Below are 18,642 nucleotides of genomic sequence, written 5' to 3'. Positions count from 1 at the left end.
AAGATCGACCAGCGGCGCCGGGCTGAAAGTGTGTACCCGTCGGGGGTAGCCCGGCGCCGCATCTCCCTCACGATGCTCGCGATCATGAGGCAAGCCCGACCACCCCCCACCCCGCGGCCGCCGCAGCGACCGCGAGAACGAGGGTTCCCAGTGCCCCGAACAGCGCGGCACGGTACCTACCCTCGTGAATCAGTCGAACAGCTTCGACGCTCACCGTGCTGAATGTGGTGTATCCGCCGCAGAACCCGACACCGAGAACGACTTCGAGTCGCTGATCTGCGTCGTGCCAGAGAACGAGACCGACCAGGACGCCGAGCAACAACGATCCCGACACGTTCACGACCATCGTTGCCCACGGAAACTGCAGGCTCCGTCGACTGCGTATCTCGCCGTCCACCACGAAACGCGTCAGTGCACCCAGACTTCCCGCGAGCGCGACCCACAGTGTCATCGCAGACATCCGCGCTGCCCGGCGATGCGCACACCCACCGCAATACCCAGCCCCGCCGCGCAGACGCCGAGAAGCACCGAGGCGGCCGCGTAGGACGCAGCGAGCACCGGACTGCCGTCACGCACGAGCGAAACGACATCGACGGCGAACGTGCTGTACGTCGTGAATGCGCCGAGCATGCCTGTTCCCGCGGCGAGGCGAAGCAGATATCGCCGACCGGTGTCGGCCCCGGTCCGAAGCAGAGCCTCGAGCAGCAGGCCGAGGGCGAAGGCTCCGGCGACATTCACCGCAAAGGTGCCCACCGGCCAACTATCGGGTGATGCAGGAAACCAGAGCCCTACGCCATAGCGACCGAGCGTCCCGATCGCGCCGCCGACAGCGACCGCAGCAAGCGCGGATGGTCGGCGATGCGCGACGGCGCCTCGGTCGTCGGCCACAGGCAGTTCCTTCCGTGAAAAGAAGAAACTACCGCCGAATCTACGAAGCGGCGACTCGCGTTGCCTGGACCTCGAGCTCGTCGGCGTCGGCCTCGGCGCCCCACGCACGCAGCGCCGACGCGGTCACGCGCAGCGACTCGGCCGATGGGTTCGAGGCCGACGCTGCCGACGCCGTACGGCGCTTGCCGCGTCCGGCCAAGGGGAACATCGCGCTGAAGAGCATGTTGAGCCTTTCGGGGGTCTGCCGGATGGGTACCGACACCACGGCTGCATGCTCGGGTAGGAACGATCGGGCAGGGCTCCCCGAACACACAGGTTGTCCGTTACGGGTCTACCACCGAGTAACTTGGATGTGAATGCGAAGTGGGTCACATCGGTTTCGGTGACTGCGAACCGGACAGGTCACCACGTCGGCCGTGCATCCCCGAAGTCGACGAGGTGAGCGAAATCATGCCGCAGACACGGAAATCCAGCGCGCGAGGACCCCCGCAGCCGGACTCACCTGATCGGCGCGAACATCTCCTCGGCAAGAAGCGCCGGCGCTTCGAGCGGGAGCAGACGCCCCGCACCCTCCACGACCTCGAAGCGTGCGCCGATCTCCTCCGCTACCTTCCTGAGCGGAGCGATATGCACGAGCGGATCCTGATCCCCGACCACGACCTCTACGGCTCGGCCGTTCCACCGCTGCCACAGCGACCGACCGATCCGGGGCATCCCCGCCAGAGAGGTGCAGTACGCGCCTACACGGCAGGACCACCGCAGCGTGGCGTCGTCGGGTTCGAAGCCCGAACCCGCAAGCGCGCGGAGATACCGCTCGGTGTTCTCGAAATTCGGCTCGTTGCGCCACTGGAGGCCCGGAATCAGCGCCCGGTGCCATCGCGCACGCGGCACCAGACCGAGGGGTGCGGCCAGCACGAGCTTCTCGACTCGCTCCACATCGGTGATCGCAGCAGCAGCCGACGCGGCCCACCCGAGCCCCAGGATCGGTACGACACCGACCTCCAGGACATCGAGGACCTCCGTGAGCCACCGGCCGTATGCAGCGTGGACGTTGCCCTCAGGACGGGTGCACGCGCTCGCTCCCGGCAACCCGGGCAGATCGACGAGGAGCACGCGTCGGGAGGGATCGAACGAGCCGGCCAGATCACGCAGGCCTGCAGCGGGGAGATCACCTCCCGCGAGGACGACGATCGGATGACCCGTCGCAGGCCCGACGCTGAGCACGCGGGTCTCACCGAGGGAGGTACGCGCAACTTGCTCGCCGACCGGCTTCGGCCAGTGCGACAGCATTCCTGCACACGCGTGGTGGATGACGCTGTCATCACCGGGGCAGCGGTACGGGGACTTGGTAAGCACTCCCAGTCACCCACCGATCCGGACTGCAACGGCGTCTTCACAGGTGAACGGCATGTTTGGATCTTCTCTCGTACGTACGACACATCTCTCGCCGACCAGACTTCCGGCACACCGCAGGACACCGTAGCTCACTGTTCGGCACTCACGCCAGCAGGCAGCCGGAAAGAACGCACTACCAGCATCAACATCCCCATCAGCACCATCAGCGGGTATCGTTCCGATCACGGTGTGGCTCCTGACACACCACCGTACGGTCTTGACCACCAGTGGATTTCGCGAAAGGGGCATGATGGACAGCGACGTACTCGTCGTCATCGGAGTAGGCGGGATGGGGCTCGCACTCGCGCGCCGGCTGGGCGCAGGACGCACCGTCCTGCTGGCAGACTTCAACGAAACAACCCTCGACGCCGCTGCGACGACCCTCCATGGCGAGGGACATGAGGTGAAAACACAGGTCGTCGACGTATCCGATCACGACTCGGTTGCCTCACTGGCCGATCTCGCAGCCGGGCTCGGTCGCGTCACCCACGTCGCGCACACGGCCGGCGTGTCGCCGGAGCAGGCCCCCATCGAAGCTGTCCTGAAGGTCGACCTGCTGGGCGTCGCACTCGTCCTCGACCAGTTTGCCCGGGTCATCGCGCCGGGCGGGGCCGGCGTCGTGATCGCCAGCATGGCCGGCCATATGGGAGCACTACCTCCCGAGCAGGAGAAAGCGCTCGCCGTCACCCCGGCCACCGACCTGCTCGACCTTCCCTTCCTCGCTCCGGAGAAGCTGGGTCATCCCGGAATCGCCTACACGGTCGCGAAGCGTGGGAATGCCGTGCGGGTGCAGAGCGCTGCGGCCGCGTGGGGAAAGCGCGGGGCGCGGATCAACTCCATCAGCCCCGGCGTCATCTCGACCCCCATGGGCCGCGAGGAACTCTCCGGCGAATCCGGGCAGCGGATGCAGGGGATGGTGAGCATGTCTGCAACCGGCAGGCTCGGCACACCCGACGACATCGCCGGTGCAGCGGCCTTCCTCCTCGATCCGCAATCCAGCTTCATCACCGGCACAGACCTTCTGGTCGACGGTGGTGTCGTCGCCGCGGTCCGCGCCGCTGCGTGGGGGAGCTGAAGATTCAGGACTCGACGCGGCCAGGCATCTCGCGCCGCCAGTGCAGATCCATCGGCAACTCGCCGATCGATTCCAGCACCAGCGGCCGGTAGCCGCTTCCCACCTCGGGATCGGGGAAATGTTCCTCCGGGTCGATGAACATGACCTCGATCCCGTCCAGGTGCAGCCGCCGGACCACCTCGAGCAGCACCCTGCTGCCTGCCGGGAACACCGAACGGACGAGAGCGAGATCCAGCACGAGCCGCGGGGTGGCGATCGGTTCGTCGATCAGATCGCGTACGAGCGCTTCTGCGTTCGTGAACTGAAGGTCGCCCTGGAGGACCAGCAGAGTGACGGCAGTGTCTCCATCGCCGAATTCCCTGCGGCGACGCATCACCGAGTGCGCAACCATCGGAGCATCCATGAGATGCAAATTCATGTCGCGCGAAAGATGTTCGCAGACCTGGACTCCGCGCGCACTCGTACCGTGCGAATCGAGGCGCGGAGAAAAGACTGCAATCCCCAACTGCCCCGGGAGGATTCCGATGATTCCACCGGACACACCGCTCTTCGCGGGAATCCCGATGGTCGTCAACCAGTCTCCTGCGGCGTCGTACATTCCGCACGTCGCCATCACCGACAACACTTGGCGCACCACCGGTCTGGAGAAGATCTCTTCGCCTGTGTGCGGCTGAATTCCACCGCTCGCAAGGGTTGCCGCCATCATGCCGAGATCGGCGGTCGTCACACGCACCGCGCACTGGCGTATGTACCCCTCCACTACGGCGTCCGGATCACCGGTGAAGACGTCGTAACTGCGAAGCAGGTTGGACAACGCAATGTTTCGGTATGCATTGTCCAGCTCCGACCTGGCAACCTTCTCGTCGATGTCGAGTTCGCGTCCGGCCATCGCCGAGAGCAACTTCCGAATCCGCTCGACACCGATGTCCGCCGACGCATCGGACGCCACGAGGGCATGTGCCGCGAGTGCACCGGCATTGATCATCGGGTTGAGCGGCCGACCGGTGTTCCGCTCGAGCGAGATCTCGCTGAACGACTCGCCGGAGGGCTCCACGCCCACCCGATCGAGTACGGCTTCGAACCCGAGGGTCTCGAGCGCGAGGCCGTACACGAACGGCTTGGAGATCGACTGGATCGTGAATTCGTCCTGATGGTCACCGACGGAGTAGGCGTCGCCCTCCGCGGTCACCAACGACAGCGCGAACCGATCGGGATCGACCGCCGCCAACTCCGGGATGTACTCGGCGAGCTCTCCCGAATCGGCTGCGCATGTGTCGAGCACCTGGTTCAGATAGTCCGGGATCGGTGAGAGCATTCCCTCATTCTGACGGAACCACCCCGGCGCCGCCGACTCAATACGAAGTCTCGATGGGGCCGGGGGTCCACCACCCTGTCCGGTTCGCCTCCTCGGTGTCCACGCGCGCGGGCTCGGCCGACGAGTCGAGCGGACGGAACTGCTCGATCGAACCCCAGTCTCGATCCCAGTCGTTGTCGAGGTACGACGAGATCGTGCGGCCGCCGAGCAACATCTCGGTCCATCCGAGTGGACCGCCGCCGTAGTGGTCCTGCCACAGATTCGTCGAGATCGCACCGACCCGGTCCGGGAGGACTCGGAACTCGGGGATTTCGGCGACACCGTTGCTGTGCAACATCTGATGCTGGCACGGGAAGTTCAGGCCGACGGCCCAGTCCAGCAGGACCGGGGACTCGGTGCCGAGAACTGCCTGTGCCGTCTGAGTCTGCGGTACCCGCGGCGGGGTGAACGCGAGCCACTGCTCCGGAGCCAGATCGTGGTCGTGCGCGACGATCCGCACCGTGTCGGCTTCCGCGGGAAGTGCGTCGAGCGGCACCCGCAGGTTTCGCCACGACGGCGACGGGCCGATGTCGATCGGAAGGGCAGAGCCGAGTGCGCGCACGGTATCGCCCTCGCTCACGCCGTATTCGAGTTCGATCCGTTGCCCGTAGGTTTCGGTGCCGTCGGCGTCGACCGAGAAGATCCGACCGGCCGCCGATATCGACACGATGTCGCCGCGAGAACCCGCCGCATCCGGTTCCGGGAGGCGGTACCAGTCGGTGGTGACGTTACCGGTGATGCCGCCGTAGCTGCCGAGGACCGGGGTAGTGGCAGGGTCGAGACCGAACGGCAGTGCGACGGTGCTGCCGTTGGCGCCGGCCTGCCCGGTGCCGCCCTGGGTACCTGCCGTGCCGCCGGCCGTCTGGTCGTTGTCGGAGTCGACGGTGTTGGCGGTGCCCGCATCTGCGGACTCGTCGTCGGCGGTCAGGTCATCAGCGACTCCGTCCGGGGAGAATCCGTCTCCGCCCTCGGCCACGAGCGCGTTCGCGATGTCACCGCTGACCGGAGCGAGCATGCCCGTATTGGGGTTCATCTCGAGCAGGACGTCGTTCGCGAGTCCGCACGACGAACCGCTCAGAGCATCGATATTGGAGCGCGCCACCGAGTACCCGGGGTACTGCGACACCGCGCCCTTGGCGAGGGAGAGCACCTCGAACAGCACCATCGCGGCGGCCGCCACCGTGAGCGGCGGAATCGACCACAGGCGCGACGGCTTATCGGTGCGTGTGGACGCGACGGGGTGGATGTGCCACCACGCGGCGAGCAGCAAGGCCAGCACGGTGAGCCCGAAGAACACGGTGGAGAACCCGAACCCCGCGACCGACGGCGGCTTGTCCCACCACGGCACTCCGTAACTCGAGACGTACCACCAGCCGTTAGGACCGATGAACGACATCGTGAGCGTGAACAGTACCGCCGCCGCGAACAGAGCGCGGTTACGCCGCGACCGCAGCACCCGGGGGCCCACAGCAACAGCGGCGACAATCGCCACGGCCGCGGCCAGCCCGGCATAGATACCGAAGTGGTGCGTCCACTTCGTGGGGGCGAACATCATCAGCACCATCGCGCCGAGGGTGATACCCACGAGGCGCCGGGACGGGCCCGAAGCTGCTCCGGGGATCTTCCCGCCGCGCCGCAGCAGCGCCACGATCACCGTGATCAGGCACAGGATCATCGTGAACATCGCGAAGCGCCGCGCGAGCGACCCATCGACGGTGATCTGCAGCAGATACTGGTAGCGCAGGTATTCCTGGAACCACGGCACGCTCGGGCCGACGACGTGCGCGGACTGCATCTCCAACACTGCGGCCAGCGTCTGATCGGCGAACACGGCGGCGAGGATCACGACCCCCGCGGCGACGATCGGTGCGAGCACGACGAAGAATCCGAACTCGCGGCCCCGAGCGAGGACGATGCGGGCGATCGGCCGCGCACCGGCGATCAGCGCGGCGAAGCAGATGATGCCGGACGGCCCGGCGGTGACCGTGACGGCGCCGATGAGCACTGCGACAGCCGCCGGGAACAGGCGTCGGGTGGCGACCGCGCGCTCGACCGAACACCAGGTCAGCAGCACACCGGTGGCGACGATCGGTTCGGGACGCAGACCGTTGTTGAACGGCAGCCAGAACGCCAGGAACACGAAGGCGCCCGTCCACAGCGGTATCGAGTTGCGGCGGACTGCCGCGCCGATCCGCGGTGCCACCTCGCGGCTGATCACCCACCAGGCGAGCAGGCCTGCGAGCAGGGCAGGCAACCGCATCCACACGCTCGCCGTGGACACCTGGGTCATGAGCGCGAGCACGTCGTAGAAAGGTGTACCGAACGGCGACTCCGGCACCCCGAACCACCGGAAGTAGTTGGACATGTAGCCGGCTTCGCCCGCCGCACGGGCCATACCCAGCTGGTAGCCGTCGTCCGCGGTGTTCGCACCGATGACGTGCCAGAGCAACAAGGTGCCGACGACGACGCCGTCGACCCGGCCGAACGACCACCACGATGCGGGCAGGATGCGGCGGGAACGTCGCCCGTCGGTGGCGTCGAGCCGGTGCAGCGACCACAGCGAGAGCGCCGTGGCGAGCGCTGCAACAGCCATCGCTAGCAGCTTGATCCAGGTCGGGGACGTCGTGAAGCGAGTGTCGAGGGTCGCCTCGACCGACAGACCGTCGGGCAGATCTCCCTCGAGGCCCGTGAAGACGCCCACCATCTGGGGTCGGAGGTCGCGCTCGAATACCTGCTCGGTGTCTGCACCGCCCGCGCCGGTGATGGAGGCGACGGTGCGAGTGGGATTCGCATCGACCGTGACCGAGCAGCCGGGGGCCAGCTCGTCGACAGGCGCCGAGACCAGCCTGGTGTTGCGTGCGATCACCTCGAGCGTTGCCGGGCGGTCGTCGGAGCCGGTCGTGACCCGAGCAACGAGCCCGTACCGCTCGGCGTTGGGCGCACCCTGCGGGGACGTCGAGACGATGGTCCGGCCCTCGGCGGCCCCTGCGACAGCACACGGAATGGTGATGTCCAGATCGACGGGCGCGTACGACACCAGCGGCGCGGTGACGCTCGCGCTGGTTCCGTCCTGCGGCCAGCTGAGCGTCGCTTGTGTCTGCGTGACGGGCAGGAACGGAATCGTCAGTGCAGCGACAATGCCGACCAGCGCACCGACCAGGGCGATGAGCCGGGCCCGCGTCACATCGCGGCGGGTCGCCGACGGCTCGCTTGCCGATGGTCGGACGGGGTCTTCGGTCGTACTGGCCTCACTCACGCCACGCGATGCTATCCGAGATGCGGGCCGGCCCCTATTCGACCATGACTTCTCACTGAACCAAGATCGCGTCCAGACCTCGTGTGATTGCCGAGTCTCGGACGCATGATTCGAAGCAGTTCCACAACTGCAGCCACCGTTGCCGGGGCACACGGGTGCCCTGGCAACGGTGGCTGTCTTTGTGTTCTGTTGTGGAGCTAGGCGACCAGATCAGGCCGGCTCCCGGGTATCGGTGTCCGGAACACATCCACACTTGCGGGCGGAATGAACTGCGGCCGACGCTCGCCGGTCATCTCCACCTCCCACTCGGTGTGGTGCATCAACCGATGATGATGCCCGCAGAGCAACACCAGATTGTCGAGGTCGGTGTCGCCGCCGTCCACCCAGTGCCGCAGATGGTGCGCATCCGCCCACGCCGGTGGTGTCGAACACCCAGGAAAAGCGCATCCACCGTCCCGCACCGTCAGTGCTCGACGTTGCGCGGCGGACGCGGTGCGGCGGGTCTGCCCGTGCGCCAGCGGCACCCCGTGTTCGTCGAGCAGAATCCGGGTGACCTGACAATCACACGCCAGCATCCGCGCGGCATCGATCGACAACGGACCCGCCCACGGCTCGGTCGCAAACCCATGCTCGGGACTGTTCGCGAACAGTTCCTTCACCGCGGCGTTCGTCGTCAGGTCCTTGATTGACGCCGTGACCGTCACGTGCGGTTTCACGCCGCCTTCGACGGGAACGAGGCCGGCGGCTTCGACGAACTGCAACAGTTGATCGAACGCGTCGGCGTTGCGCTTCGACGCGGAGCGCTCGTCTTTGATGCCGTTTGTTTCAGGCTTCGGTGCGGCCAGCGGCGAGAGGAGGTGCCGCAGGCGCGCGCCGGTGACGGCGTCGAACTCGCCTGTGAGCACCACCCGGCCGTGCCAGGTGGTGGAGACGAACAGTTCGTTGCGCGACGAGTCTTCACCCGGTGGTGGTCCGTCGCCGGTGCCGTAGAGGTGTTCGAGTCGGCGGATCACAGCGCGCACGGTCGCTTTTGTTGCGACCCTGTCGGAGGCATGTTCGATCAGGATGGTGCGGGCCTTCTCGAAGTCGCAGGGGTTCATGGTGCGGGGGTAGTGCTGGCAGAAGTAGGCGATCTGCCGGGCTTTCTCCGCGTCGAGCAGGCCGGTTGAATAGGCTTCGCGGACTTCCGGTTCCAACCGCAACAACCGTGCCAGTGATTCGATGCGGTGGCATTCACCGATCTCGAGGTTCGTGGCGGCGCACAGCCAGTGCGCGGGGCTGCGGTAGCCGTGTTCGCGGACGGTGTCGCGTTCGACCATCGCGATCATCAGGTCCACGCGGTGTACCTGCCAGGTATGGATTTCGGCGGAGACGGCGAGCGTCTCGGCCATCAGTTGTGTGTTGTCGAGTTTCCAGAGGTCCCCACCCATGATCGAATTGTATAGAACAGACATTCGATACACAAGAGATATGCGAATATCTGTTCGAGCATCGTCAGAACAGCGTCGGGTCGTCGAAACCCGGAACACGTTCGGCTGCGAGCAGCGCGCGTTTGGTGACCGCGCCGCCTGCAGCCGAGAAGCCGCCCACCGCACCGTGGGCCGCCAGCACCCGGTGACACGGCACCAGAATCGGAATCGGATTGCGGCCCAGTGCTTGTCCGACCGCCTGCGCACCACCCGGCACGCCGACCGCGGACGCAACGTCGCCGTAAGTGAGAGTCCGGCCGGGCGGGATCGCACGGGCCACGGCATAGATCCGCCGGTCGAATTCCGGCCTGCTGGTCAGGTCGAGCTCGACGTCCGTCAGCGGGTCGGGCTCTCCCCGCAGTAGCGCGGTCATACCGTCGATGACGCGACGCGCGAGTGGCCCGGGCTCGATCTGATCGGCCTCAGGAAACAGATCGCGGACGCGGGTGATCGTTGCCGTGTCGGAGCGCTCGGGAAGCTGGAAGCCAACGACCTTATTCTCGCGCCATATCACCACACAACCGGCCGAGTGAGGTGCCGAACAGCGTGTAATGCGTCATCATCCGAGTATGGCCGCTGGCCCCGACAACAGACCACCGATGGAGCCGAGGCCTCGAGTAATCCGGATTCGGATGTTGTCACTCGAGAGTTTCGTAGGCAGCGGGGATCGATCCGAGGCGGCCGGCCTGGAAGTCCTCGAACGCCTGCATCACCTCGGCCTTGGTGTTCATAACGAATGGTCCGGCCATCGCAATGGGCTCACGAATCGGCTTGCCACCCAAGATGAACACCTCGAGCGATTCGGAGCGCGAGTCCTGGGCATCTGCCGCCGCGATCGTGATGGTGTCGCCGCGGCCGAACACCGTCAACTGACCGTGTCGCACGGCACGTCGCTCGCTACCTACGAGGCCGTGGCCGGCCAGGACGTAGGCAAGCGCATTGAATTCACGATTCCACGGCAACGTCACACTTGCCCCGGGCGCAATGGTGGCGTGCAGCAATGCGATCGGGGTGTACGTCGAACCGGGGCCCTGGTGACCGTCGAGCTCACCGGCGATGACTCGGACCAGCGCACCGCCGTCTGGGGAGGACAGCAGAGCAACCTTGCTACCGGTGATGTCCTGGTATCGCGGCGCTGCCAGCTTGTTACTCTTCGGCAGGTTCACCCACAGTTGCACGCCGTGGAAGACCCCACCTGACATGACGAGTTGCTCCGGCGGGGCTTCGATGTGCAGAATTCCACCGCCGGCGGTCATCCACTGGGTGTCGCCGCCACTGATGATTCCGCCGCCGCCGTTGGAATCCTGGTGCTCCATCGTCCCGTCGATCATGTAGGTCACGGTCTCGAAGCCGCGATGCGGATGCCAGGGAGTGCCCTTCGCCTCGCCGGGCGGATAGTTGACCTCCCCCATTTGGTCCATGTGGATGAACGGGTCGAGTTGCTCGAGCCCGACGCCCGCGAATGCGCGGCGAACCGGGAAGCCCTCGCCTTCGTAGCCGGTGGGCGCGGTGGTCACCGACACGACGGGCCGTTCGGTAGCGTCCGGAGCCACCTCGCCGATGCGGGGCAGCGCGAGGATGTTGTCGACACTCACGGCAGGCATTGGGCCTCCTCTATTCATGTAGTTGACTGTTCAACTAACTCTAGAATAGCTCAACCGCGGCGAGCGGTGTTCCATTCCCGGATCCGCGACCCTCAGGATCGGAGCACCTCCAACAGGTCGGATCCGGCCCAGCCCCGTCGACCACCACACTCGGCGTCGCGGACCAGTTCGACGAGCTTCTCGTTGACCGGAGTCGCGACGCCGTGCTCGCGGCCTAGCCTCACGACCTCGCCGTTGAGCCAGTCGACCTCAGTGGTACGGCCGGCCTCGAAGTCCTCCCACATCGACGATCGGGCGAGCGGATCGATCGCCAGCATCGACGACGCGAGAGTGCGGAACACGACGTCCGGCACCGTCAGCAAGTGCGGAATCCACGACGGCGGCAGTGGCGTGAGGCGTGCCGCGGTGCGCCCTGCCCGCTGCCCGACGGCAAGCGCTTCGCGTTGGGCAGCCGCGACGCACCGACGATAGGCGCGTTGGGACAGTTCCGTCTTCAGAGGTAGCCCCGACAGCGCGTTGATCGGATTGTTGAGGTTGAGGATCAACTTCGCCCACAGCACCGCGTCCATATCGGACCTCCATACCAACGGAAGTCCCGCCGCGTCGAACTGCGACAGATACGGCGCGAGCAATCCGCTGTCCTCGACCTCGATCCCGCCCTCGGACCCCTGATGGAACCGTCCGTCGCCCTGCGCCACGACATTGAACGGCACCATCCCCGTCAGCACCGGACGGTCGATCTTTTCGCGAAGCACATCCGCGTTCGACAACCCGTTCTGCAGACTGAGCACCACGGCGCCATCCCGCAGCAACGGTGCGATTGCGGTAGCGACTTGTGCTGTGGCAGAGGATTTCACCGTGACCAGCACAAGGTCGGCATCGGCGACCGCGTCCGGCTCCGTGCGGTAGTCGACGGACCCGGCCCGCACATCGGTGCCCTCGAGATCGGTCAACTGAAGGCCGTGTACGCGCAGCTCGTCGGCGATCCGTTGCCGCCCCACGAACACGACATCGGCGCCTCCCGCCACCAACCGGCCTCCGATGTAGCATCCGATGCTGCCGGCCCCGTACACAACGATTGTGGCCATCCGGAACTCTCTTCTCAGAACGAAGGATTGGGCCGGACGAACCGCTCGTCGATATCAGCGATCGACCGTGCGCCCGTCAAAGCCATAGTGAGGTCAAACTCGGCGACCACGTTGCGGATCACCTCTTCCACACCGCGCTGTCCCGCGACCGCCAACCCGTACATGTACGGACGGCCCAGCAGCACCGCGTCGGCACCGTGTGCGAGAGCAACGAACATGTCGGCACCACTTCGGATTCCACTGTCCAAGAGAAGTGTCGGTTCACGGCCGATCGAGGCCCGAATTTCGAGGAGTGCATCGAGCGACGCGATCGAACCGTCTATCTGACGGCCTCCGTGATTGGACACCACGACCGCGTCCACACCCAGATCGACGGCGCGACGCGCATCGTCGGGATGCAGGATGCCCTTGAGCACGATCGGTAACCGGGTGCGATCGCGGAGGGTGGCCAGATGTTCCCAGCTCAGACCTGGATTGGAGTAGATATCGAGGAACGTCTCCGCCGCGGCGCGCGGCACGGGGGAGCGCAGGTTGTCGAGGAACGTGCCCGGATGGTTGCGCGTCATCGATATCAGAGTGCGGATCGCACCGAGCGTGACATCCGGCCTCTCCGTGACCATCTCGCGTGCCGAGTCGATCCGCTGCCGCACGATGTCGCGGAAACGCGGATCCGACGTGTACTGGGCGATGCCCTCACCGCGCGCGAACGGCAAGGATCCCAGGTTCAGGTCCTGCGGACGCCACCCCAGCATCGTCGTGTCGAGGGTGACGACGACAGCTTCGGCACCGATCGTCTCGGCGCGATGCAACAGGCTGTCGACAAGTTCTTCGTCGGAACTCCAATACAGCTGGAACCAACGGGAAGCCGAACCCATCGCAGCGGCGCATTCTTCCATCGGGGTGCAGCCCTGGTTCGAGAAGATGTACGGAGTATCCGTTGCGGCGGCGGCACGCGCGATCGCCAGGTCGCTGTCCGGCGCCATCAACGCGCCGGCGCCCACGGGCGCAAGCAGCATCGGCGACGACAGCGCCGTGTTCACGACAGTGGTGCTCAGGTCGCGTTCGACGACGCCATGCGCCATACGGGGCACGATCGCCCACCGGTCGAACGCACGCCGGTTGTTCTGCATCGTGCGGCCCTCGCCCGCACCACCGGCGACGTACGCCCAGGCCCGCTTCGAACTGGCGCGGCGTGCTGCGCGCTCGAGGTCGCCGAACGCAGTCGGAACTGCGGGCCGACGACCCAGCGCGCCGTCGCGGTAGACGACACCCTGACGCTCACGGCCGGGGCCGGTGGTCGCGGGAGCAGCAGTTTCGGTCACGAGTTCCCCTCTCTCGAGCACGGTGGTGCACCGATCCTTCCCCACAACGGTGAATCTGGGAACTGTCGCGACGACGACGAACCCGATTCTTGGAAGACAACCGCCGGCCTGCGCAATAACCTTTCGTTCATGAGCAACGATCCGGCCATCCGCAGCCGTCACGTCAGCCAGGTCATCGAATGTCCGCCGGAGCAGGTGTACGACTTCGCGGCGAATCCCGACAACCTGCCCAAGTGGGCGGCCGGGTTGGCGCAGAGCCACGTCGAACGCGACGGCGACACCCTCGTGGTGGACTCTCCCATGGGTCGTGTCACCGTGCGGTTCGCGGCGCGCAACGACCTGGGCGTACTCGACCACGATGTCACGTTGCCGTCGGGTGCGACGACCAACAATCCCGTTCGTGTACTCGCACATCCCAACGGATCCGAGATCCTCTTCACCGTTCGCCAGATCGATCTATCGGACGAAGAATTCGATCGGGACACCGCGACGGTCGCGGAGGATCTCGAACGCTTGCGCGCCCTCTTGGAACCGTAGTATCAGGGCAGCATGTCCTCGATGAGGTCGGCGGCGCGCGACGTGCCGCCTTCAGCCCGCGCGTCGGCGCGCAGCTGCGCCGACCGCCGGGCGACCTCCGGGTCGGAGACCAGGCTCGCGAGTGCCGACCCCAACGTCTCGGCTGTCGCTTCTTCGGTGTCGATGCGCCGAGCCACACCCAATTCCACGAGACGATCGGCATTCATGAACTGCTCGGCGGCCTGCGGCACGGCGATCATGGGCACGCCCGCCAGCAGTCCTTCGCTGCAGCCACCCATGCCGGCGTGAGTGAAGAAAGCGTCGGCTTGCTCGAGAATCGCTCGTTGCGGAGCCCAGGAGTGCACCTCGACGTTGGGTGGGATGTCGCCGAGTTCCCGTGGATCGGTGTACTTGCCGATCTGCAGTACGACGTGCCAGCCGGGCAGATCGCCGTATGCCGCCAGGCACTGCCGGTAGAATTCCGGCTGCCGGGTGTATGCCGAACCGAGGGAGATCAGCAGCACGTTCGCCGCGTCGGCCGGGCGAATCCAATGGTCGGCGTCTGCTCGAGCGTCGAAGCAGGGTCCCACGAAAGTCACAGTGCCGGTGTCGACCCGGTCGGCCTGCGGCTGCATCGCTCGCGTGATCAACGCAAGTGCATGCGCGGGACGGTCCGGGAAAGTATCCACGTCGGTGGTGGTCGCCCCGCACTGCGCGAGCCAGTGTGAGAACTTCGCCCTGTATGCGTCGGCCCCCGGGAGTTCCCACAACTGTGCCGCGACTTCCTCGCTGTATCCCTCCCAGGCGACGAATGTCGGCGACAGCTGCATGAGGGGTCTGTCCTGCGATTCGGCGAGGGCACGCGCGGCGTATGCACCGATGTCGTACAGGTACAGGTCTGCCGGATCGTTGTCGTAGGCAGCGTGCAGCTGGGGGAGTGCCTGGATCGCATCGTCGAGGAACAAGCTCATCGCAGCGATTGGGTCGTCAGGCCAATCATTATCGGCCACTGGAAGTTCCGACGAGCATGGTATGAGCTCGGCACCCGAGCCTTCGATCAGCTCGGCGACCGCAGGGTCGTTGGCGTAGGTCAGCCGGTGGCCACGAGCAACCAGTTCGCGGATGATCTCGAGGCTCGGCAGGACGTGGCTGACGGCAGGGACACCGACCATCGCGATGTGGGCGCGACGAAGGGACATGGAATACCACTCATTTCGGGTCTACGGCGGAAGGGCATCGAGCAGGCGACAGGTGCGTCGGTGTTACGGGCGACGCTCGCGTCGGTGTCAGCTGTAGATCTGAAGTAATTCCATGGCCGCGAATGTAATCCGCGGCGTCTGCCCACGCATCCGATTTATCGGCGATCAGAGATACGCTCGCCGTGTCCCGATCGCCTGAGTGTGAGGAGTGCCTGTGCTGTTCGCGCTGAATGCGCTGATGGTCGACGTTCCGGCCAAGCAGGTGGACGAGGCCCGAAGTTTCTATGCCTCGAGGCCCGCCGGGCGCGGTCCCGCCGACATCGAGGAGCTGACGGCCGTCCGAGCGGCGATGCCCATTCCACCCGTAGCCGAGCCGCCAGCGATCGAGGACATGGTCGACGGCCGCGTCCCCATCCGGATCACACTCCCCGCCGACGGCCGGATTCGCGGTGTGTATCTGAACATCCACGGCGGCGGCTTCTACATGGGCTCTGCGGCCCGAGACGACGTGTCGAATCGTGACCTTGCGGATGGTCTCAACGTTGCTGTGGTCGGCATCGACTACCTGCTGGCACCCGAGAACCCATGGCCGGCGGCAGCCGACGACTGCGAAGCGGCGGCGCTGTGGCTCGTCGTGCATGCCGCTGCACGCTTCGGCTCGTCCCGACTGCTCATCGGGGGCAGATCTGCTGGAGCGTCACTCGCTCTGACCACACTGCTCCGTCTGAAGAGCCGGGGTGCTGCCGGCAGGTTCGCCGCTTCCACACTCCAGTTCGGCACCTATGACATGAGCGCACAGACGCCTGCCGGACGGCGGATCGCGGACGAATACTTCATCCGTGCCTATGCCGGACACGTCGTGGACCGCACCGTCCCGGACATCTCCCCGATCTACGCCGACCTGCACGGCCTTCCTCCGGTACTGATGACCGTCGGGAGCGACGACGTGCTGTTGGAAGACAACCTCGCGATGGCCGCTCGCCTGTCTGCGGCCGGCAACGATGTCACGCTCCGAATCTATCCCGAGGCGCCGCACGGGTTCACGGGCCACCCGACTGCACTGGCCCGGACAGCGCGCAACGATATCGATTCGTGGATGCTCGAACGGATCGGAATCGCCGACGCGGAGTGATCTCACGAGTAAGTACCCGAAATGGCGGTAGGTGTATGCGAATACCCGTGCACCCACCACCATTCGGCGTCGCTCACGACACCCGCCGACCAGCGACGATCCTTCAACCCGCGGGACGGTGCTCGAGGCGCCTGTCCAGCCCGTCGACGATCAGGTCCAGCTCGAACTCGAACTGCTCGACCGCTCGGGACTGCGCTTCACGACTCAACGCAAACCCGTGGAGCAGCGGCAGATCACCGGCCTCCACCGTTCTCACGACATCGTCGACCTGCGGATCGGCGGCTCCCGACGCCGCGGCGATGTCCTCCCGCGCCGCCGCGTGCGCGATCACGGCGAGGAGCGTGATCACCCGCCCCGCCTCCTCTGCGTCGAATCCTGCGCGCACCAGGCGTTCCATGATTCGCTCCACCGTCGCGAGAGCGCCGAGGTCGGTCATTCCGTCGAATCGGATGTAGACGATGAGGACGCCCGCCGCCGTCAGCGCCTCCTTCATCGCTCGAGCGCAGGACCGCAGCACCTGGCGCCAATCCTGACTTTCCGGTGTGTCGACGCCGCGGATCGCAGATTCGAAGACATCCAACGCCACCAGTTCGAGCAGACCCTGCCGGTCGCTGACGTAGTAGTTGAGGGCCTTGCGGTCGACACCCAGTTCGTCTGCCACGGCCTGCATCGTGAGCGTATCGGGGGCCAGGGATCGTGCCGCGGCGACGATCCGCTCGCGGCTGATCTTGCTGGGCCGGCCGCGGCGTCGTCGCGTTGCCGCGCTGCCGACAATCTCCTCGCTGCTCACCCGCCAAGCCTACGATCTCCAACTCCGACGGAGAGCTTCCCTCCTGCCCCAATCCGGTCGGACCCTCTGACCTGGTCGTCTGCCGTCGAACCCTCAATACTCAAATGATTCTTCCCCTTCGGGAATTAATCCCGTATTCTCGCAATCGGATATCCGGTTTCCGCACGGCACAGCCCAGCCGTTCGCCCAGGCCGTGCTTGAAGATCCCGTGTGCGACGACGCCGTTGCGCACCCCGAAGAGGAGGCACACTTGACCGGCTTCGACGAGATCGATTTCTTCACCGACGCATCCCTGGTGGAAGACCCCTACCCGTATTTCGAGCACCTTCGTTCGAAGTGCCCCGTGACCCACATGCCGCATCACGGCGTGGTCGCCGTGACCGGCTACGACGAGGCCCTCGAGGTGTATCGCGACCATGAGGTGTACTCCTCGGCCAATGCCTTCCTCGGACCGTTCCCACCGCTGCCGTTCACCCCCGAGGGCGATGACATCACCGCTCAACTCGCCGCGCACCGCGACCAACTGCCGTTGAACGAGCACATGGTCACGATGGATCCGCCGCAGCACACTGCCCAGCGCGCTCTCCTCAAACGACTCCTGACGCCGAAGCGGCTCAAGGAGAACGAAGAGTTCATGTGGCGACTGGCGGACAAGCAGATCGACACCTTCTTCGGCAGCGGCCGAATGGAACTGCTCAACGACTACGCGAAACCGTTCGCGTTGATCGTGGTCGCCGATCTGCTCGGTGTTCCGGAGGAGGACCACGACCAGTTCCGCGACAAGCTGCTCACCGCGACCGCCCGCACTCTCGACGAGAACGAGGAACTCCAGGTCAATCCGCTCGAGTGGCTCGACGCCCAGTTCAGCGGCTACATCGAGGACCGCCGCAAGAACCCCCGCGCCGACGTCCTGACCGATCTCGCCACCGCCACCTTCCCCGACGGCACCCTGCCCGAGGTCATCGACGTGGTGCGTCTGGCGACCTTCCTGTTCGCCGCGGGCCAGGAAACCACAGCCCGCCTGCTCAGTTCGTCCATCCAGGTCCTCGCCGAGCGGCCCGACATCCAGAAGCAACTGCGCGACGATCGCGATCTCATCCCGGCGTTCATCGAAGAAACCCTCCGCGTGGAGAGCCCGGTGAAGACCGACTTCCGCTTGGTGCTGAAGAACACCACACTGCGTGGCATCGACCTCCCCGCGGGCACTCCGGTGGCCATTCTGCCCGGCGCGATCAACCGCGATCCGGACCGCTTCGAATGTCCTGCGGAGTTCCGCGTCGACCGCGAAAACCTGCGTGAGCATATTGCTTTCGGACGCGGCGTGCACTCCTGCCCGGGCGGTCCACTGGCACGTGTCGAGGCAAAGGTCAGCATCGAGCGGTTCCTCGATCGCATGGGCGACATCAAGCTCGACGACGCGGAGCACGGCCCCGAGTCGGACCGGAAGTTCACCTGGGAGCCCACCTATCTCCTGCGCGGGCTGAACAACCTGCACCTGCAGTACGACCCGATCGGCTGAGCACCGAGAACGTAGTAATGCCCGGCGCAGCCCTC

Annotated in this window: 16 protein-coding genes and 1 pseudogene; 4 read left to right on the top strand and 13 right to left on the bottom strand. The window is 65.8% G+C overall.

Features of this window, described 5'->3' with window-relative positions; genetic code table 11:
- Positions 1-82: 82 nt before the first annotated feature.
- The 4 genes from crcB to ACFWB0_RS12300 form a co-directional block, all read right to left on the bottom strand.
- Entirely contained in the window at positions 83-451 is a 369-nt protein-coding gene (gene crcB, locus ACFWB0_RS12315; RefSeq protein ID WP_378490720.1) for a fluoride efflux transporter CrcB, read from the bottom strand.
- The gene (locus ACFWB0_RS12310) at positions 448-888 is read right to left on the bottom strand and encodes a fluoride efflux transporter FluC (RefSeq protein ID WP_378490719.1); all 441 of its coding nucleotides are present in this window, start codon (positions 886-888) and stop codon (positions 448-450) included. Before ACFWB0_RS12310 ends, crcB begins: the two co-directional genes overlap by 4 nt.
- 40 nt (positions 889-928) lie before the next feature.
- A complete protein-coding gene (locus ACFWB0_RS12305; RefSeq protein WP_378490718.1) occupies positions 929-1,153 on the bottom strand; it encodes a hypothetical protein in 225 nt (74 codons plus the stop codon).
- A 233-nt stretch (positions 1,154-1,386) separates the two neighbouring features.
- On the bottom strand, positions 1,387-2,244 hold the full coding sequence (locus ACFWB0_RS12300) for an alpha/beta fold hydrolase (RefSeq protein WP_378490717.1): 858 nt from the start codon (positions 2,242-2,244) through the stop codon (positions 1,387-1,389).
- 289 nt (positions 2,245-2,533) lie between these two features.
- Between ACFWB0_RS12300 and ACFWB0_RS12295 the strand changes: the two genes are divergently transcribed.
- Positions 2,534-3,358 carry an SDR family oxidoreductase gene (locus ACFWB0_RS12295; RefSeq protein ID WP_378490773.1) on the top strand — a complete coding sequence of 275 codons (825 nt, stop codon included), beginning with the start codon at positions 2,534-2,536 and terminating at the stop codon, positions 3,356-3,358.
- Between the two features lie 4 nt (positions 3,359-3,362).
- On the opposite strand, the gene ACFWB0_RS12290 is transcribed toward ACFWB0_RS12295, so the two are convergent.
- From ACFWB0_RS12290 to ACFWB0_RS12260, 7 genes and pseudogenes are all read right to left on the bottom strand, one after another.
- Entirely contained in the window at positions 3,363-4,673 is a 1,311-nt protein-coding gene (locus tag ACFWB0_RS12290) for a glutaminase (protein WP_378490716.1), read from the bottom strand.
- A gap of 37 nt (positions 4,674-4,710) precedes the next feature.
- Positions 4,711-7,968 (bottom strand): arabinosyltransferase domain-containing protein, encoded by a 3,258-nt coding sequence (locus tag ACFWB0_RS12285; protein WP_378490715.1) that lies wholly within the window; start codon positions 7,966-7,968, stop codon positions 4,711-4,713.
- 197 nt (positions 7,969-8,165) lie between these two features.
- Complete coding sequence (locus ACFWB0_RS12280; protein WP_378490714.1) at positions 8,166-9,398, bottom strand: DUF222 domain-containing protein; 1,233 nt, start codon at positions 9,396-9,398, stop codon at positions 8,166-8,168.
- A 64-nt stretch (positions 9,399-9,462) separates the two neighbouring features.
- Positions 9,463-10,000 (bottom strand): annotated as a pseudogene (locus ACFWB0_RS12275) (methylated-DNA--[protein]-cysteine S-methyltransferase).
- A 75-nt stretch (positions 10,001-10,075) separates the two neighbouring features.
- A complete protein-coding gene (locus tag ACFWB0_RS12270) occupies positions 10,076-11,041 on the bottom strand; it encodes a pirin family protein (RefSeq protein ID WP_378490713.1) in 966 nt (321 codons plus the stop codon).
- Positions 11,042-11,133: 92 nt separating this feature from the next.
- A complete protein-coding gene (locus tag ACFWB0_RS12265) occupies positions 11,134-12,129 on the bottom strand; it encodes a 2-dehydropantoate 2-reductase (RefSeq protein WP_378490712.1) in 996 nt (331 codons plus the stop codon).
- Positions 12,130-12,143: 14 nt separating this feature from the next.
- A complete protein-coding gene (locus tag ACFWB0_RS12260; protein WP_378490711.1) occupies positions 12,144-13,451 on the bottom strand; it encodes an alpha-hydroxy-acid oxidizing protein in 1,308 nt (435 codons plus the stop codon).
- A 129-nt stretch (positions 13,452-13,580) separates the two neighbouring features.
- Between ACFWB0_RS12260 and ACFWB0_RS12255 the strand changes: the two genes are divergently transcribed.
- Positions 13,581-13,988 (top strand): SRPBCC family protein, encoded by a 408-nt coding sequence (locus tag ACFWB0_RS12255; protein ID WP_378490710.1) that lies wholly within the window; start codon positions 13,581-13,583, stop codon positions 13,986-13,988.
- A 2-nt stretch (positions 13,989-13,990) separates the two neighbouring features.
- Here the strand turns inward: ACFWB0_RS12255 and ACFWB0_RS12250 are convergent, their stop codons facing one another.
- Positions 13,991-15,166 carry a macrolide family glycosyltransferase gene (locus ACFWB0_RS12250; protein ID WP_378490709.1) on the bottom strand — a complete coding sequence of 392 codons (1,176 nt, stop codon included), beginning with the start codon at positions 15,164-15,166 and terminating at the stop codon, positions 13,991-13,993.
- A 214-nt stretch (positions 15,167-15,380) separates the two neighbouring features.
- On the opposite strand from ACFWB0_RS12250, the gene ACFWB0_RS12245 reads away from it, so the two are divergent.
- Complete coding sequence (locus ACFWB0_RS12245; RefSeq protein ID WP_378490708.1) at positions 15,381-16,298, top strand: alpha/beta hydrolase; 918 nt, start codon at positions 15,381-15,383, stop codon at positions 16,296-16,298.
- 103 nt (positions 16,299-16,401) lie between these two features.
- Here ACFWB0_RS12245 and ACFWB0_RS12240 read toward each other — a convergent pair whose 3' ends face one another.
- The gene (locus ACFWB0_RS12240; protein WP_378490707.1) at positions 16,402-17,088 is read right to left on the bottom strand and encodes a TetR/AcrR family transcriptional regulator; all 687 of its coding nucleotides are present in this window, start codon (positions 17,086-17,088) and stop codon (positions 16,402-16,404) included.
- Between the two features lie 250 nt (positions 17,089-17,338).
- Here ACFWB0_RS12240 and ACFWB0_RS12235 point away from each other — a divergent pair, with 250 nt between their 5' ends.
- Positions 17,339-18,607 (top strand): cytochrome P450, encoded by a 1,269-nt coding sequence (locus ACFWB0_RS12235; protein ID WP_378490772.1) that lies wholly within the window; start codon positions 17,339-17,341, stop codon positions 18,605-18,607.
- Positions 18,608-18,642: the final 35 nt, after the last annotated feature.

This window comes from Rhodococcus sp. NPDC060086, from assembly GCF_042730275.1.
Classification (GTDB): Bacteria; Actinomycetota; Actinomycetes; order Mycobacteriales; family Mycobacteriaceae; genus Rhodococcus.
The sequence above is the reverse complement of the archived record's forward strand: the minus strand, read 5'-3'. Positions and strand labels throughout refer to the sequence as shown.

Excerpts from the sequence above, each read along its gene's own strand:
- ACFWB0_RS12290 (WP_378490716.1), bottom strand. The coding sequence starts at position 4,673 with ATGCTCTCACCGATCCCGGACTATCTGAACCAGGTGCTCGACACATGC.
- ACFWB0_RS12280 (WP_378490714.1), bottom strand. The coding sequence starts at position 9,398 with ATGGGTGGGGACCTCTGGAAACTCGACAACACACAACTGATGGCCGAG.
- ACFWB0_RS12270 (WP_378490713.1), bottom strand. The coding sequence starts at position 11,041 with ATGCCTGCCGTGAGTGTCGACAACATCCTCGCGCTGCCCCGCATCGGC.
- ACFWB0_RS12250 (WP_378490709.1), bottom strand. The coding sequence starts at position 15,166 with ATGTCCCTTCGTCGCGCCCACATCGCGATGGTCGGTGTCCCTGCCGTC.
- ACFWB0_RS12255 (WP_378490710.1), top strand. The coding sequence starts at position 13,581 with ATGAGCAACGATCCGGCCATCCGCAGCCGTCACGTCAGCCAGGTCATC.
- crcB (WP_378490720.1), bottom strand. The coding sequence starts at position 451 with ATGACACTGTGGGTCGCGCTCGCGGGAAGTCTGGGTGCACTGACGCGT.
- ACFWB0_RS12265 (WP_378490712.1), bottom strand. The coding sequence starts at position 12,129 with ATGGCCACAATCGTTGTGTACGGGGCCGGCAGCATCGGATGCTACATC.
- ACFWB0_RS12295 (WP_378490773.1), top strand. The coding sequence starts at position 2,534 with ATGGACAGCGACGTACTCGTCGTCATCGGAGTAGGCGGGATGGGGCTC.